This window comes from Mesorhizobium sp. STM 4661 (genome assembly GCF_000359125.1).
Lineage (GTDB): Bacteria > Pseudomonadota > Alphaproteobacteria > Rhizobiales > Rhizobiaceae > Mesorhizobium.
Genome location: NZ_CAAF010000016.1, coordinates 38,525 through 53,886 on the forward strand (window position 1 = coordinate 38,525; position 15,362 = coordinate 53,886).

Genomic DNA, 15,362 nt, shown 5'->3' on the forward strand with positions numbered 1-15,362 from the left:
CATGGTCGGCGTCCTGGTGACGAGACCGGAACCGGGCGCCTCGCGCACCGCACGGCGGCTGCAGGACAAGGGTTTTCAGCCGATCCTGCTGCCGCTGACGGAAACGGTTCCGGTCGATGGCGGTGCGGTTCCGGCCAATGCCGTGGCCGTTGCGGTCACCAGCGCCAATGCGCTGCGCCATGCGCCGAAGGAGCTGATTGCGGCACTCGCCGCCTTGCCTTGCCATGCCGTCGGCAAAAGAACGGCGGCGGCCGCGCGAGAGGCCGGATTTCTGTCCGTCAGCGAAGGTCCCGGCGATGCCGAAGCGCTGGCCGGTGCGCTTGCGGGCAGCCTCTCCGGCAAGACGATCGCCTATCTCTGCGGCCGCGTGCGCTTTGCAACCTTCGAGGAGCGGCTCGAGGCGGCCACGATGCATGTCCGCGCCGTCGAGACCTACGACACCATTGCGCTGGACTATTCCGACGCTGATATCATCGGCCGGCTGGCCGGCCAGCCGGTCGAGACGGTGCTGCTTTATTCGGCCAAGGCAGCGGCAGCGACGCGGGCCCTGATCGGGCGGCCAACGCTGCATGACTTTTTTGAAAACACTCGTTTTTTTGCCCTGTCGGGACGTATCGCCGCAGCCCTTGGGGATATTTCCGGCGAAAGAATTCAGATTGCGAAAGAGCCGAGCGAAGAGGCGCTGCTGGCGCTTTTGCAGAGGCGGCGCTGAGCCCGTGTCATCACGCCGCCCCTTTTCACCGCTTGGTGATGTGCTAGACCCTTCCTGAACCATCCAGAAGCAAATTTGCGGAGCCCAAGCATGGTCAAGACGCCGAAGATGCGACATTCGAAAAGCCGTCGCGAGCCGGTGACCATCGAGCTCGAACCCGGCGCTGTCTCGCGCATCGTCGAGGAGGATGCGGCCAAAGTACTGAAGGATGAGCCGCAGACCGGCGAGACGAAGGCCGAGGAAGCGACCTCGCAGCCGGAGGCGCCCGAAGAGCCGGTGCATGCCGACCAGACCGATCTCGAGCCGTGGGAGCACACCGATGCGGCGCCGCAGTCTGGAGCGGAGGAGCCGGCAGAGGCCAGCGCCAGACGTTCCGAAGAACCGGAATCTCCTTATCCGGCCAGCTCGGACGCACCGCCGAACCGGGTCTTCGACTATAGTTTCGATGACGCGACCGCCACAGCCGGCGTGACAGAGTCCCGCGGTACCGAAGAATCGCCGTCCCGCGGTACCGAAGAATCGCCGAAAGCAGCCCAAACGAGGAGCGCGGACATGGCAGCGCAGCCGAAGCGTGGCGGCATCAACGGCGTCGCTGCAGGCCTCATCGGCGGCGTCATCGCGCTGGCCGGCGCGGGAGGGCTGCAGTTTGCCGGCCTGCTCGGCGCGCCGGGTTCGAATGCAGGCACTGTGTCGGTCGACGGTGTCAGCGGCGAAATCGCTTCGTTGAAGAGCGAGATCGCCGGCTTGAAGGAAGCCGGCGGCAATGGCGACGCGTCGGCCAAGGTGGACGGGCTGTCGTCGGCGCTGGATCAGGTCAAGACGGATGTCGCGGCGCTCAAATCGGCGGTCGAGCAGGGCGGAGCAGGCGACAATGCCGGGATTGCGGCGCTGGGCGACAAGGTCAAGCAGATCGAGACAGCGGTCGCAGCACTTGGCCAGGCCGGCAATACGGTGCCGGTCGACCTAGGCCCGCTCAATGAAAAGCTGGCGGGGCTCGACGCGGCGCTGAAATCCGCCGGCGAGGCGGCTACGGCGCAGGAAGGCCGGCTCAGCGCGCTGGAACAATCGGTGTCGCAGCTTTCCGGCAAGGTCGAGGCGCAGGCCTCCCAGCCGAAGATCGCGCTTGCCATCGCTGCGTCGGCGCTGAAGGCGGCGCTCGACCGTGGCGCGCCGTTCGCCGCCGAGCTTGAGACCTTCGCGGCAATCTCGCCGGCTGCGCCGGAGATCGCGACGCTGCGTCCCTACGCCGAAAAGGGAGTTCCGACGCGCGCCGATATCGCGGCCAAAATGGAGGCCGCGGCCAATGCCATGGTCACTGCCGCGGCGCCCGTCGATCAGAATGCCGGTTTCCTGCAGAACCTTTTGTCGAGCGCCGAATCGCTGGTCAAGGTCAGGCCGATCGGCGCGGTCGAAGGCGCTGGTGCACCGGAAATCGTGGCGCGCATGGAGGTGGCGGTCAACCGGGGCGACTACGCCAAGGCGCTCAGCGAATATGCCGCGCTGCCGGAAGCGGTCAAGGCCGCCGGCGCCGATTTGGCCGGCAAACTGAAGGCGCGCATCGAGGTCGAGACACAGATCGATTCGCTGATCGCCGGCGCGATGAAGGCATGAGGAAAACCAGATGATCCGAATTCTCATCTTCCTCGCCGTCGTCTTCGCGCTTGGGCTCGGCTTCGCCTGGCTGGCCGACCGGCCGGGTGAGATGGTCGTCACCTTCAACGGCTATCAGTACCAGGTCAGCCTGATGGTGGCCGCCGTGACCGTGGTCGCCGTCGTGGCCGCGGTGATGATCGTCTGGTGGCTGATCAAGTCGCTGTGGAACAGCCCCTACACCATCTCGCGTTATTTCCGCGTGCGCCGCCGCGACCGCGGCTATCAGGCGCTGTCGACGGGCATGATCGCCGCCGGCGCCGGTGACGGTGCGCTGGCCCGCAAGAAGACCAAGGAAGCGGCAAAGTTGATTCGTTCGGACCAGGAGCCGCTGATCCATCTGCTCGAAGCGCAGGCCTCGCTGCTCGAAGGCGACCATGAAGGCGCGCGCGAGAAGTTCGAGACGATGCTCGACGATCCCGAAATGCGGCTGCTCGGCCTGCGCGGGCTTTATCTCGAGGCCGAACGCCTCGGCGACCGCAACGCGGCAAGGCACTATGCCGGGCGTGCCGCCGTCATGGCGCCGCAACTGGCCTGGGCGGCCGAATCGACGCTGGAGGACCTCACCGGGCGCGGCGACTGGGACGGCGCGCTGAAACTGGTCGAAGCGCAGAAATCGACGCGGCAGATCGAGCGCGACGCCGCCAACCGGCGCCGCGCCGTGCTGCTCACCGCCAAGGCGCAAGCGCTTAGCGACAGCGATCCTGATGCTGCCAGGACCGCTGCCCTGGAGGCCAACCGGCTGCGGCCCGATTTCGCGCCGGCGGCGGTTGCCGCCGCCAAGGCGCTGTTTCGGCAAAACGATATGCGCAAGGGCTCGAAGATTCTCGAAGCGGCATGGAAGGCCGAGCCGCATCCCGAGATCGCCGAGCTCTACACCCATGCCCGGCCCGCCGATGCCGTGCTCGATCGTCTCAACCGGGCAAGGAAGCTGCAGGAGATGAAGAAGAACCACGCCGAATCCTCGCTGACGGTGGCGCGCGCCGCGCTCGACGCGCAGGATTACAAGACCGCCCGCCGGGAGGCGGAGGCGGCCATCCGCATGGATCGCCGCGAAGGCGCCTATCTGCTGCTGGCCGACATCGAGGAGGCCGAGACCGGCGATCAGGGCAAGGTGCGCCAGCTTTTGTCCAAGGCGGTGCGCGCGCCGCGCGATCCGGCCTGGGTTGCCGATGGCGTCATCTCCGAACACTGGGCGCCTGTATCGCCGATCACCGGCAAGCTCGATGCCTTTGAATGGCGCGCGCCGATGGAGCGGCTCGGCCAGTTGATCGACAGCGATGAGGATAGGCCGGACGCCGTGGTGCCGGTCATTGCGGCACCGGAGAAGCCGGCGAAGGAAAAGGCGATCGAGCTGACGCACCCTGTTCCGGCCGAAGAGCAGACTGTCGCGACCACGGCGACGGCGGAACGAAGCGAGGATAAGGTCGCGCCGGTCACTGCGGCCGCCTTTGCCGCCGTGCCGGCCAATGCCGAAGCTGTCGAGCCGGCGGAAGAGCTCAATCGGCTTCCCGACGATCCCGGCGTCGATCCGGACGCCGGACACGAAAAATCACCACGCCGGTTTCGCTTGTTTTGATCTGGCCCGAAATTGATTCTGGCCTGTTGGGAATAGCCATATGTTCGAACGCGTTCTGTCATTTCTGAGGGATCTGCCGGCCGGCGGCGCTCGCAACAACGGCGACGACCCGCGTATTGCCGCGTCAGCCCTGCTCTACCATGTGATGAGCGCCGACGGCGTGCGCCAGGACGTCGAATGGGAGCGGTTCAAGGCGGTGCTGGCGGAGACCTATTCGATCAGCGGCGACGAACTCGATGCGCTGGCCGCGGCCGGCGAGCGCGCCGACAATGAGGCGATCGACCTTTATGCCTTCACCAGCGTGCTGAAGCGCCATCTCGATGCGGACGCGCGCAAGGCCTTCATCGGCCTGATGTGGGAGATCGTCTATGCCGATGGCGAGCTGCACGAGCTCGAGGACAACATCGTCTGGCGCGTTGCCGAGCTGATCGGCGTCGACCGCCGCGATCGCGTCGAGGCGCGCCGCAAGGCGGCGGCCGAGGTGCCGGGCGCCACCGGAACGTCGAGCGACGAATAGACAGGGACGAGCCAGAGCATGCCGCGAAGTCCAAGGCCAAAGATCCTGATCGTGCTGCATCAGGAGAATTCGAGCCCCGGACGCGTTGGCCATATGCTGATCGAGGAAGGTTTCGACCTCGACATGCGCCACCCGCCGCTCGGCGATACCTTGCCGGAAACGCTGGACGGCCATGCCGGCGCCGTGGTGTTCGGCGGGCCGATGAGCGCCAATGACGAGGACGAGTTCGTCCGCCGCGAGACTAACTGGCTGAACGTTCCGTTGAAGGAAAACCGACCTTTCCTCGGCATCTGCCTCGGCGCGCAGATGCTGGCCAATCATCTCGGCGGCAAGGTCGAGGGTCATGGCGAGGGACTGGTCGAGATCGGCTGGTATCCGCTGAAGGCGACCGAAGCGGGCCGCAAGCTGATGCACTGGCCCGAGATGGTCTACCAGTTCCATCGCGAGGGCTTTTCGCTACCGAAGGACGCGACGCTCTTGGCGACGGCCGAGACCTATCCCAACCAGGCCTTCCGCTATGGCGACAATGCCTGGGGCATCCAGTTCCATGGCGAATTGACCAGGGTGATGATGCAGCGCTGGGTGGTGCGCGGCGCGCATCGCTTCGAACTGCCCGGCGCGCAACCCGGCCGCGACCATCTCGGCGGCCGGCTGATCTGGGACATGCATCTCAAGCGCTGGCTTGGCGAGTTCCTGCAAACGATCTTCGGCAAGCCGGCAGCTCGGTAAGAGCTGCGGCGCTACGCGTCAGTTTCGCCCGTTCAAATGGCGCACCTTGCGCAATTGCGGGAACAGCACCGCCCACAATCCGGCGACGATCACTGCCCCGACGCCGCCGATCACAACCGCCGGCACGGTGCCGATCAACGCCGCCATGGTGCCGGCGCGGAATTCGCCGAGTTCGTTGGAGGCGCCGACGAAGACCTGGTTGACGGCGTTGACGCGGCCGCGGACATTGTCGGGTGTCCACAATTGGATCAAAGTCTCCCTGATGTAGACGCTGAACATGTCGGTGGCGCCAAGTAGAATGAGCGCCGCAATCGATAGCCAGGTGATGGTCGACAGGCCGAACAGCACGGTGCAGGCGCCGAACGACGCGGCGGCGCCGAGCATGATCATGCCCGCATGGTTGCGGATCGGATGTCCGGCCAGCCAGATGGCGACGCAAATGGCACCGATGCCCGGCGCCGAGCGCAGCAGCCCGAGGCCCCAGGGGCCGAGTTGCAGGATGTCGCGCGCGTAGACCGGCAGCAGCGCCGAGGCGCCGGACAGAAGCACGGCGAACAGATCGAGCGAGATGGCGCCGAGCACGATCTTCTCGCTCCGGATGTAGCGGAAGCCGGCAAACAGCGTTTCCATCGTCGGCTTGTCGGTGGCGGTCTGCTGGGTCGGCTTCGGAATGGTGAAGACCAACAGGGCGGCCACCGCCATCAAGACAGCGGCGGTGGCGTATGCGACTTCGGCCGAGAGGCCATAGAGCAGGCCACCGGCGACCGGGCCGACAATGGTCGCCGTCTGCCAGGCGGACGAGTTCCAGGCGATGGCGTTGGCGAAGTCTTCCTGCGGCACCAGATTGGCGAAGAGCGATGACGAGGCCGGCCCATAGAAGGCGCGGGCGATGCCGAACATGGCAAGCACGATGAAGATCGGCAGCGGGCTGGTGAGGCCGCGCAGCGTCAGGAACAGAAGAACGAGCGCGCAGCCGCCCTCGACCAGCGTCGACAATGTCATGATCAGCCGACGGCCGAAGCGGTCGGCGACGACGCCGGTGACCAGCACCAGAAGCAGCGACGGCAGGAACTGGACGATGCCGACAATGCCGAGATCGAAAGGATCGCGCGTCAGGTCATAGACCTGCCAGCCGACCGCGACGGAAACGATCATGGTCGCGAAAGTGGTGAGGAAGCGCGCCGCCCAGTAGCTGAGGAAGGCTTTGTGCCGGAAGGCGGCATAGCGCTGCTCCGGCGAAGTTTGTTCAAGTATCATGGAGAGAGGCCCCGTTGCATCTACATCGGCCGGCGGGGGCACTTCCCAGATGGGCGCTGTTCCGGCCAAGGGACTTCTAGCAAAGTTCGCGTCGGGATGTGCGCCAGAATCGGTGCTGGATGAAGGGTTTTCCGGCCTGCCTGGCAAAGCAAAGCAAAGCAAAGCGGAAAATCATTCCCTCAGCGCGGCCGAAATGGCGTCGAGGCCGCCCTGCAATTCGGCCTCCTTCGGCCAGCCGAAACCGACGCGGAAGAAGCGCTTCGGCATGTCGAACCAGTGGCCGGGTCCGACATAGGTGCCATGGTTCTCCAGCAGATTCACATAGAAGCGGTCGAGATCGAAGCCGGCATCGACATTGAGGCGTGGGAAGCCGACAACGCCGCCTTGCGGCCGCACCCAGTCGACCAGCGGCTCGCGGTCGATCCAGGCCTGGACGATGTCGCGCCGCTTCGCCATCTCCGGCAACAGCTTTTTCAGGAAATCGTCCCGGCGTTCGAGCATGCTACGCGCGATGGTCTCATCGATGACGCTGCCGCAGATACCGATCTGTTCCTTGGCGGCGAGGAATTGTTCCTGAAGCGCAGTATCCCTGGTGACCAGCCAGCCGATGCGGATGCCTGGAATGCCGAAGGCCTTGGACAGCGACGAGACGCTGATCGCCCGCGCGCTCAGCGACGCCGCCGAGGGCAGGCGCCGTCCATAGGAGAGGTCGCGGTAGGTTTCGTCGACCAGCAAATGGCAGTTGCGGCTTTCAGCGAGTTCCACCAGGGCATCGAGGTCGGCCTGGCTCATCATCGTGCCGGTCGGGTTGTGCGGGCAGGTGACGCTGACCAGCCGGGTGTTCGGCCGCATCTGAGCTGCGACGCGCCCGACATCGATGGTGAACCCCCCGTCGAAGTCCAGATCGACATAGGAGATGGCGCAGCCGATCGCCTTGGGCGTCTCGATGTTGGTGGCGTAATTGGGCCTGACGACGACGAGGTGATCGCGCTCGGACAAAAGCGCGGTCGAAATGATGAACAGCGCGCCGGCGGCACCGGCGGTGACCAGCACGTCGCCGGGCGAAAGCCCCTCGTCTTGCGCCGCTATCAGCGCCCGCAAATCCTTGTCGCCCCGGTGCTCGCCATAGAAGAGCGTGAGATCGGGCAGCGACAGGCCGATATCGGAGAGTTTTTGGTCGGCGATCGAGCTTTCGGAGAGATTGTAGCGGATACGGTCATAGCCGTATTCCTCCGGCGCCTCTTTCTCGATCACCATCCTGGTGTAGTTCATGGCCGCGCTCCCCGCGTCCGCCGACGCGAGATCGCCGGCAGAACGACCAAATTCGCTCTCGCCTTGGTCAGGCCGTGGCCTTGGACTTCCTTGCCTTTTTGACGGGCGCCGGCGGCGGGGCGGCCTTGCGGCCAAGGCCGATGGCCTTGGCCAGTTGCGAGCGCGAGGCCGCATAGTTGGGAGCAACCATGGGATAGTCCGATGGCAAGCCCCATTTGGTGCGATAGGCGTCCGGCGTCAGCCCGAAATGAACGCCGATATGGCGCTTTAGCGATTTGAACTTCTTGCCGTCTTCGAGGCAGATGATGAAATCCGGCGTCACGGACTTCTTGGGATTGACCGCGGGCGTCAGCGGTACTGGAGCCGGGATGGCGGGTTGTCCGAGCCCGCCTATCGAGGCGCTGACGCTGGCGATGAGATCGCCGAGGCCGGAAGCGGGCAGGCGGTTCTTTTCGACGTAGGCGGACACGATGTGGGCGGTCAGCTCGAGAAGGTCAATGTCCTTGCGAGCGTTGTTGCTATCGTCGGTCAATCTAATTTCTCCATCCGTGGGGTGGCAGAATTCCTAGTCGGCAAATCCGCGCAATGCAATGACGCCGCACCACGTCACACATTATTTTGAAACAATAATACTAACGGCAGGACCAGATCAACAGGTCAGGCCTCCAGAGCATGTTGCCTAAAAAGTGAGCAGCGGTTTTGGTACAGCGACATGCTCAAATAAAACCTCACACCACCACAATATCAGACGATCAGTGATTTGTCGCGCCACAGTCGAAATCCGCCTTCAAAGGCGCGCGTGTTGTCACCTCGCCTGGAATCGACGGGCAATTCGTCGAGTTTGTCGACATTGCCACCGCCGATGACCACGTAGTCAGGCTGCATGGCGGCGCGCAGCCGATCGACCACGTCGAAGACGTATTTGCGCCATTTCTTCTTGCCGCGCTTTTCCAGGCCGCGTTCGCCGACGTAATCCTCGAAACTGCCGTCCTTCCTGTAAGGCAGATGCGCAAGTTCCATCGGCTGGGCGACATTGTCGACGATCATCGCGGCGCCCAGGCCCGTGCCAAGGCCAAGGAACAGCATGCGGCCGCCCTCATAGCTGCCGATGGCCTGCATCAGCGCGTCGTTGACGACTTTCACCGGCTTGCCGAACGCTGCCGCGAAATCAAAGCCGGCCCAGCCCTTGCCGAGATTGGCGGGGTCCATCAGCGGCCGGTTGTGGTTCACCGGGCCGGGATAACCCATCGAGATGACGTCAAACGGCAGGCCGTCGGCCAGCGTCTTCACCGTTTGGATCATCTGTTGCGGCGTCAGCCCAGGTCCAGAATCGGCCCGGCGTTCCTTGTCGCCGGTGCTGGTCAGGATCTTGACGTGGGAGCCGCCAATGTCGATCGACAGCACGATCTGTTCGCCATTCGCCGCGGCCGGCTTTGCCGTCTTGGCCATCTTGTCGCTCCGGAACCTATTTCGATGGATTGATCCAGCCATTAGGTGGCCCGAAGCCGTTCATGGCGTCGACCGGCCCCCAGGTCTTCGGCTCGTAGAAGTGCGGCTCCGTCTTGTCGCCGAGCACCGGACCGACGATCCGCCAGGCAAGCTCGGCCGCATCCTGGCGCGTGAACAATTGGCCGTTGCCGTTCATGGCGTCGCCGATCAGCCGTTCGTAGGGCGGCATGTCGCCCTTTGAGTCGTCGAGTGCCGTCAACTCCACCTGCTCGCCGACCATGTCGTCGCCGGCGTCCTTGCGCTGGGCGCCGATGGCGATCACCACTTGCGGGTCGATGCGGAAGCGCACGTAGTTCTGGTCCGCCGGCTTGATCGGATCGAAAACATCGAGCGGCGGCCGCTTCAGCCGCACCACCACCTCGGTGACATGCACGGGCATATTCTTGCCGGCGCGGATGAAGAAGGGCACGTCCTGCCAGCGCCAGGTGTCGACGAAGAAGCGCACCGCCGCGAAGGTCTCGACCGGGGAGTTCGGCGCGACGCCGGGCTCGGCGAGATAGCCCTTGAACTGACCGCGCACGACATCGTCTTTTGTCAGCGTGCGGATGGCCCGCAGCACCTGCACCTTCTCGTCGATCAGGTCGTCGGCCGAGCGGCCGACCGGCGGCTCCATGGCGAGCAGCAACAGGATGTTGAGCAGATGGTTCTCGATGACGTCGCGGATGCAGCCGACCTCGTCGTAGAAGCGGCCGCGCCCCTCGACGCCAAAATCCTCGGCCATGGTGATCTGCACGCTCTCGACGAAATTGCGGTTCCAGATCGGCTCGAGGAAGGAATTGGCGAAGCGGAAATAGAGCAGGTTCTGGATCGCTTCCTTGCCGAGATAATGGTCGATGCGGAAGATCGACTGCTCGTCGAACACCAGATGCAGCACCCTGTTCAGCCAGCGCGCCGATTGCAGGTCGTGGCCGAAGGGTTTTTCCACCATCAGCCGCGCGCCCTGCGCCGTGCCGGATTGTTCCAGGCCCTGGACGACGGTCTCGAACATGGTCGGCGGCACCGCCATGTAGTGGAGCGGCCGCCGCGCCGATCCGAGCGCGCTCTTCAGCTTGTCGAAGGTCGCCCCGTCGCGGTAGTCGCCGCTGACATAGCGCAGTTGCGAGGCTAACTTGGCGAAGATCTTTTCGTCGATCTTGCCGATGGCGTTGACGATGCCATCACGCGCGCGCGCCTGCAGCTTGCCGATGTCCCAGGGGTCGAAGGCGACGCCGATCACCGGCTCGGTGAGGGTGCCCTTGGCGACCATCTGGTAGAGTGCGGGGAATATCTTCTTGTGGGCGAGATCGCCGGTCGCCCCGAAAAGCACCAGCGTGTCGGACCGTTCCTGGCTCATGAGCGTGTCTCCCTGGTTGCGCGTCACGAGCCGGTCTTCGATTTCTCGACATGGCCGCCGAAAGCAAAGCGCATGGCGGACAGCAGCTTGTCGGCGAATTCGGATTCGCCCTGCGAGGAAAAGCGGTCGAACAGGGCCGAGGACAGCACCGGCGCCGGCACGCCGGTGTCGATGGCCGCCTTCAGCGTCCAGCGGCCTTCGCCGGAATCCGAAACCCGGCCGCCGAACTGGGTTAGCGCGGAGTCGTTCTTCAGCGCGCCGGCCGTCAGGTCAAGCAGCCAGGAGCCGATGACGCTGCCGTGCCGCCAGACCTCGGCCACCTCGGCAAGATCGATGTCGAACTGGTAATACTGCGGGTTCTCCAGCGGGCTGGTCTCGGCGTCCGCCGTGCGTTTGCGCTTGCCCGCATTCGCCGACTTCAGGATGTTCATGCCTTCGGCATAGGCGGCCATGACACCGTATTCGATGCCGTTATGGACCATCTTGACGAAATGGCCGGCGCCGCTCGGTCCGCAATGGAGATAGCCGAAGGGCGCGGTTCCGGCGTCCTTGGCCGGCGTGGCGCCGGCATCGGCGCCCGGCGCCAGCGTCGCGAAGATCGGATCGAGATGCTGGACCGCGCCATCGGGGCCGCCGATCATCAGGCAATAGCCGCGATCGAGGCCCCAGACGCCGCCGCTGGTGCCGACATCGACATAGTGCAAGCCCTTGGCCGCGAGCTCGGCGGCCTGGTTGACGGCATCGTGGTAATAGGAGTTGCCGCCGTCGATGATGATGTCGCCAGGCTCCATCAGCGCCGCCACCTGGTCGGCGATCTTGCCGGTGATCGCCGCCGGCAGCATCAGCCAGGCGCTGCGCGGTTTGGTCAGCTTGCCGACGAACTCCTCCATCGAGGCGGCGCCGATCGCGCCATCCTTGACCAGGGCCGCGACGCTGGCCGGGTTGATGTCATAGACGACGCATTCGTGGCCGTCGCGCAGCAGGCGCCGCACCATGTTGGCGCCCATCCTGCCCAGTCCCATCATTCCTATCTGCATGGTCTTGTCCCGGTGGCTTGAGGAATCGAAATCATTGGCCGTCCGACCTGTCGATGCCGACGGAAAAGTCGACATTCTCCCATCGGCCGGCATCGGACCAGAGAAAAGTAAAGACGATCGTAGTGCCGGGTGGAACGTCGGCGACAGGCAAATCCACGAGATGGATGCCAAAGGCATTCTCGGTGGTCCGGTTGTCATGGGCAGTCACCCAGTTGTCGCGGCTCCAATGGACGATCGCCGGCGCCAGCAGCTCCAGTCGCAGCATCTTGCCACCGGGAATGGTGCGGACCTTGTGGTTGAAGCGCCATGTCCGGAACGGCGACACTGTTTTGTCCCTGATGTAGCGCTTCACCCCTTGCGGCGGCATGTCGAAGACCGCGCCGTCGCGAAGCGAACGCAGCAATTTGATATGCTCTGAATGCGCCCAGACCAGCGGCATGGCGCTGCCCGAAGGGCCACCGCGCCGCAACTCGCGTTCCGGCATGTCGGGACCGTCCCAGACCTGTTCCGGCAGCAGGCCGCCGAGCCCGGCCGAGCCCTCAAGCGTCCGGAGCAGGCTGGCTGCTCTGTCCTTGCGCCCCGCCGCCAGCTCGTAATGGGCGCGCTCGCCGGTGAGCAGCGGCCAGGCGCGGCCCTGGCCAGTCCCGTCGAAGGGCGCGCCATCGGCGTGTTCGCCGTAGCCGTCGTTGGTATAGCGGTACCAGACCGGCCCTTGCGGCAGGTTGCAGCGCAGCGTGGCGTCGATAATTTTCAGCGTGTCGACGATGCGCGGATCATCCGCGGCTCTCAGGCCGAAGCGGACGAGGGCCAGCGCGTCCGGGCTGACGATCGCCTCGGCCGGCCGGTCGGTATCGCCAGGCGGCCGGTTCTTGATCGGCACGTAGCCGTCCTTTGGCGATGCAGCACCAGCAGCGTCGCGTGGCGTGATGCGGACGTAGTAACCGTCGACGCCGACCTCTTCGCACAGCGAAGTGCCGGTGACATAGGTCCAGCGCTCGATCTGGTCGTTCCAGATATCGGCGGTTTCGCGCAGGTAGTTTGCCGGCTGATGTTTAGCGCAAGCGTCGAACATGTCGGCGGCGGCGAGCAGGGCTGATATCTCGACGGCCAGCGTGAACGGGCTGTAGCCGGCATCCTCTTCCCAGCGGTCCTCGCCGGTGACGGGACCATTGCGCATGACATAGGAAGCAGCCCGCTCGATCATCGGCATGAAGGCCGTCAGTTTGGCGCGCGGCAGGTGTCCGGCGCGGCGCAGCGCGTCGGCAAGCAGCAGCGGGAAGGCGCATTCATCCATCTGGATGCCAGGCCAATAGGCCGATCCGTCGAGCCAGGCGTTCTGTGGCCAATGGCCGTCGGGCTGCTGTATGGAACGGAGATAGCCGAGAATCTCCAGCGCCTGCGCCGGATCGCCGGCGGCGAGGAAGCCGCCGGCGGTTTCGACCAGGTCGCGCGGCCAGACCAGATGATAGCCGCCGAGATCGTCGTCGCCCTTGCTGAAACCCCAGGGGATCGACAGGCTGGCAACGGCCGCACCTGGCGTGGCAATCGACCGATGTGCCGCCAGAACCGCCGTGCTGACGCGGTAGGTGTTGATCCCGGGCCCCGTGTGCCGGTCGAGCGGCAGCAACCCCGCCTGCCATTTGCGCCATTTTTCGACATAGACCTTGGCGGCGGCTTCGAAGCCCTGCTTCAGGCTGGCCGAAGCCATTTCGGCCGCCTCTTGCGGCGTTGCGCCAAAGCCCAGCGCCAGCAAGACCTTCGGGTTTTCGGCCGAAAAGCCGATCTCCCCGGTCAGCGCCACATTGCCGTCCTCGGCCCTTTGGCAGGCCGGATCGAGCCGGCCACCGTTCTGCAGCTGCTGCCAGCCGTCGGAGAAGCCGACATATCCCGCGGAGCACGTGCCCCAGGGGAGGGACGAAGCGAGCGCCAGGCAGACACCGCGTCCCGATGCGAACAGGACAGGCTTGCCCTCGTGGTCGCCGATCCAGGCAGTGTTGCCCATGCCGGCGTTGACGAGATGCGGCGCCAGCAGCGCATGGACGCTGTAGTCGGAAACGCCATCTTTCAGCGGCGTGAAGGTGATTTCCTGCAGCAGAGCAGGGCGTTTCGGATCCGTAATGATCCCCTTTTCGATGCGGTAGGCGCCGTCGGCGGCGGTGTTCAGCAGCCTGTAAGCAGGCACGCCGTCCTCGAACGGCTCGATACTATGCTCGGCGTCGCGCTTCTCCTCGGAGAAATAGCCGCCGGGGCCGGTGACGATCAGTCCCATATCGCGCGTGCAGGCGCTGTCGAGATGGGGATAGTAGATTTCGTTGAGGATGCCGTGGCTGATCGTGAACCAGACGCGGCTGGCCAGTGAAAGCGCGGTGCCGACACCGCTCTTGGCGCTTGACGTCCAGCGCGCCGGAATTCCGGGCGCGCCCGGCGCAACTGTCGGCGTCACTGCCATCCGATTTTGGCCTCCGGTCCCTTCCCTAGCCCAGGAACCGCAGGCTTTTCAATCTTTGCACCGCAAGTTGATCGCCAACCCGGCGCGGATTGCAGTTGACAGCTTGCGAGCCATCTGCATTTGTCTGACAATAGATAAAAAACAGGGCGTGAACTTTTAACAATCATCAGCAGTCAACAAAGACCAGCAACTCAGGGAGGAGTATGACATGAAGAGAATGCTCGTTTTGGGCGCATTCGCGGCAATGCTCGCGTCAGGCACCGCGCTTGCCGACACCAGCGGCAAGAAGATCGCCTTCTCCAACAATTATGCCGGCAATTCGTGGCGGCAGGCGATGCTCGACAGCTACGGCATCGTCACCAAGAAGGCGGTCGAAGACAAGGTGGTCGCCGCCGCCGACATCTTCACGACGGCCGACAAGGAAGTACCGACCCAGGCAGCCCAGGTGCAGAACCTGATCCTGCAGGGCTATGACGCCATCGTCATCAACGCCGCCTCGCCCGATGCGCTCAATGGCGCCATCAAGCAGGCCTGCGACGCCGGCATCGTCGTCGTCTCCTTCGACGGCATCGTCACCGAACCCTGCGCCTACCGCGTCGTCGTCGACTTCAAGGACATGGGCAAGCAGGAAATCGAGCAGATGGCCAAGTTCCAGCCCAAGGGCGGCAATCTCCTGGAAATCCGCGGTCTTGCCGGCACCTCGATCGACGATGCCATCCATGCCGGCATCCTGGAGGGTGTCGCTGCCCGTCCCGAGTTCAAGATCGTCGGTTCGGTCACCGGAGACTGGGACCAGACCACGGCACAGAAGGCGGTCGCGACGATCCTGCCGTCGCTGCCCGATATTGTCGGCGTCGTCGATCAGGGCGGCGATGGCTACGGTGCGGCACAGGCCTTCGCCGCTGCCGGCAAGCCGCGTCCAACCATCATCATGGGCAACCGTCAGGACGAGTTGCAGTGGTGGAAGGAACAGAAGGACAAGGACGGCTACCAGACCTGGTCGGCGTCCATCGCGCCGGGCGTGTCGTCGCTCGCCTTCTGGGTGGCGCAGCAGGTACTCGATGGCCGCACCGATATTCCGCACGACCTGCTGGTGCCGTATCTGGCCTTCACCCAGGACGATTTCGAGGCCGAGCTGCCGAAGATCGTCAAGGGCGGCGTCGCCAGCCATGAATACACGCAAGAGGACGCCATCGCGGCCATCAAAGCCAACATCAAGTGAGCCCGACACGATCCTTGCCGCAGGCGTCGCCAAACGGATATTGCTGAGGGATGCCGGAGGTTAGGGCAGACATCGTCACACTGGACGGCGCCGAAA

At 64.6% G+C, this 15,362-nt stretch carries 13 protein-coding genes; 6 read left to right on the forward strand and 7 right to left on the reverse strand.

The features are described from left to right. Position 1: 1 nt before the first annotated feature. The 5 genes from MESS4_RS04680 to MESS4_RS04700 all read left to right on the forward strand — a co-directional run bounded on the left by MESS4_RS04680 (position 2) and on the right by MESS4_RS04700 (position 5,187). Positions 2–712 (forward strand): uroporphyrinogen-III synthase, encoded by a 711-nt coding sequence (locus MESS4_RS04680; protein ID WP_006327154.1) that lies wholly within the window; start codon positions 2–4, stop codon positions 710–712. Between the two features lie 90 nt (positions 713–802). Next, positions 803–2,323: a COG4223 family protein gene (locus tag MESS4_RS04685; RefSeq protein ID WP_006327156.1), complete on the forward strand. Its 1,521-nt coding sequence runs from the start codon at positions 803–805 to the stop codon at positions 2,321–2,323. A 10-nt stretch (positions 2,324–2,333) separates the two neighbouring features. Beyond that, a complete protein-coding gene (locus MESS4_RS04690) occupies positions 2,334–3,941 on the forward strand; it encodes a heme biosynthesis protein HemY (protein WP_006327158.1) in 1,608 nt (535 codons plus the stop codon). Between the two features lie 40 nt (positions 3,942–3,981). After that, positions 3,982–4,458: a TerB family tellurite resistance protein gene (locus MESS4_RS04695; protein WP_006327160.1), complete on the forward strand. Its 477-nt coding sequence runs from the start codon at positions 3,982–3,984 to the stop codon at positions 4,456–4,458. A gap of 18 nt (positions 4,459–4,476) precedes the next feature. After that, positions 4,477–5,187 carry a glutamine amidotransferase gene (locus MESS4_RS04700; protein ID WP_006327162.1) on the forward strand — a complete coding sequence of 237 codons (711 nt, stop codon included), beginning with the start codon at positions 4,477–4,479 and terminating at the stop codon, positions 5,185–5,187. An 18-nt stretch (positions 5,188–5,205) separates the two neighbouring features. On the opposite strand, the gene MESS4_RS04705 is transcribed toward MESS4_RS04700, so the two are convergent. The 7 genes from MESS4_RS04705 to MESS4_RS04735 all read right to left on the reverse strand — a co-directional run bounded on the left by MESS4_RS04705 (position 5,206) and on the right by MESS4_RS04735 (position 14,044). Continuing rightward, positions 5,206–6,444 carry an MFS transporter gene (locus MESS4_RS04705; protein ID WP_006327164.1) on the reverse strand — a complete coding sequence of 413 codons (1,239 nt, stop codon included), beginning with the start codon at positions 6,442–6,444 and terminating at the stop codon, positions 5,206–5,208. Between the two features lie 171 nt (positions 6,445–6,615). After that, positions 6,616–7,716, reverse strand: a complete 1,101-nt coding sequence (locus tag MESS4_RS04710) for a pyridoxal phosphate-dependent aminotransferase (protein ID WP_006327166.1) — start codon at positions 7,714–7,716, stop codon at positions 6,616–6,618. A 67-nt stretch (positions 7,717–7,783) separates the two neighbouring features. Then, positions 7,784–8,248 carry a MucR family transcriptional regulator gene (locus tag MESS4_RS04715; RefSeq protein ID WP_006327168.1) on the reverse strand — a complete coding sequence of 155 codons (465 nt, stop codon included), beginning with the start codon at positions 8,246–8,248 and terminating at the stop codon, positions 7,784–7,786. A gap of 212 nt (positions 8,249–8,460) precedes the next feature. Then, positions 8,461–9,165 carry an ROK family protein gene (locus MESS4_RS04720; protein WP_006327169.1) on the reverse strand — a complete coding sequence of 235 codons (705 nt, stop codon included), beginning with the start codon at positions 9,163–9,165 and terminating at the stop codon, positions 8,461–8,463. Between the two features lie 16 nt (positions 9,166–9,181). Next, positions 9,182–10,558, reverse strand: a complete 1,377-nt coding sequence (gene zwf / locus MESS4_RS04725) for a glucose-6-phosphate dehydrogenase (RefSeq protein WP_006327170.1) — start codon at positions 10,556–10,558, stop codon at positions 9,182–9,184. 23 nt (positions 10,559–10,581) lie between these two features. Next, positions 10,582–11,595 carry a phosphogluconate dehydrogenase (NAD(+)-dependent, decarboxylating) gene (gene gnd / locus MESS4_RS04730; protein WP_006327171.1) on the reverse strand — a complete coding sequence of 338 codons (1,014 nt, stop codon included), beginning with the start codon at positions 11,593–11,595 and terminating at the stop codon, positions 10,582–10,584. Between the two features lie 31 nt (positions 11,596–11,626). Then, positions 11,627–14,044 carry a glucan 1,4-alpha-glucosidase gene (locus MESS4_RS04735; protein ID WP_006327172.1) on the reverse strand — a complete coding sequence of 806 codons (2,418 nt, stop codon included), beginning with the start codon at positions 14,042–14,044 and terminating at the stop codon, positions 11,627–11,629. Between the two features lie 208 nt (positions 14,045–14,252). On the opposite strand from MESS4_RS04735, the gene MESS4_RS04740 reads away from it, so the two are divergent. After that, the gene (locus tag MESS4_RS04740; RefSeq protein ID WP_006327174.1) at positions 14,253–15,266 is read left to right on the forward strand and encodes a substrate-binding domain-containing protein; all 1,014 of its coding nucleotides are present in this window, start codon (positions 14,253–14,255) and stop codon (positions 15,264–15,266) included. The last annotated feature ends 96 nt before the right edge of the window (positions 15,267–15,362 follow it).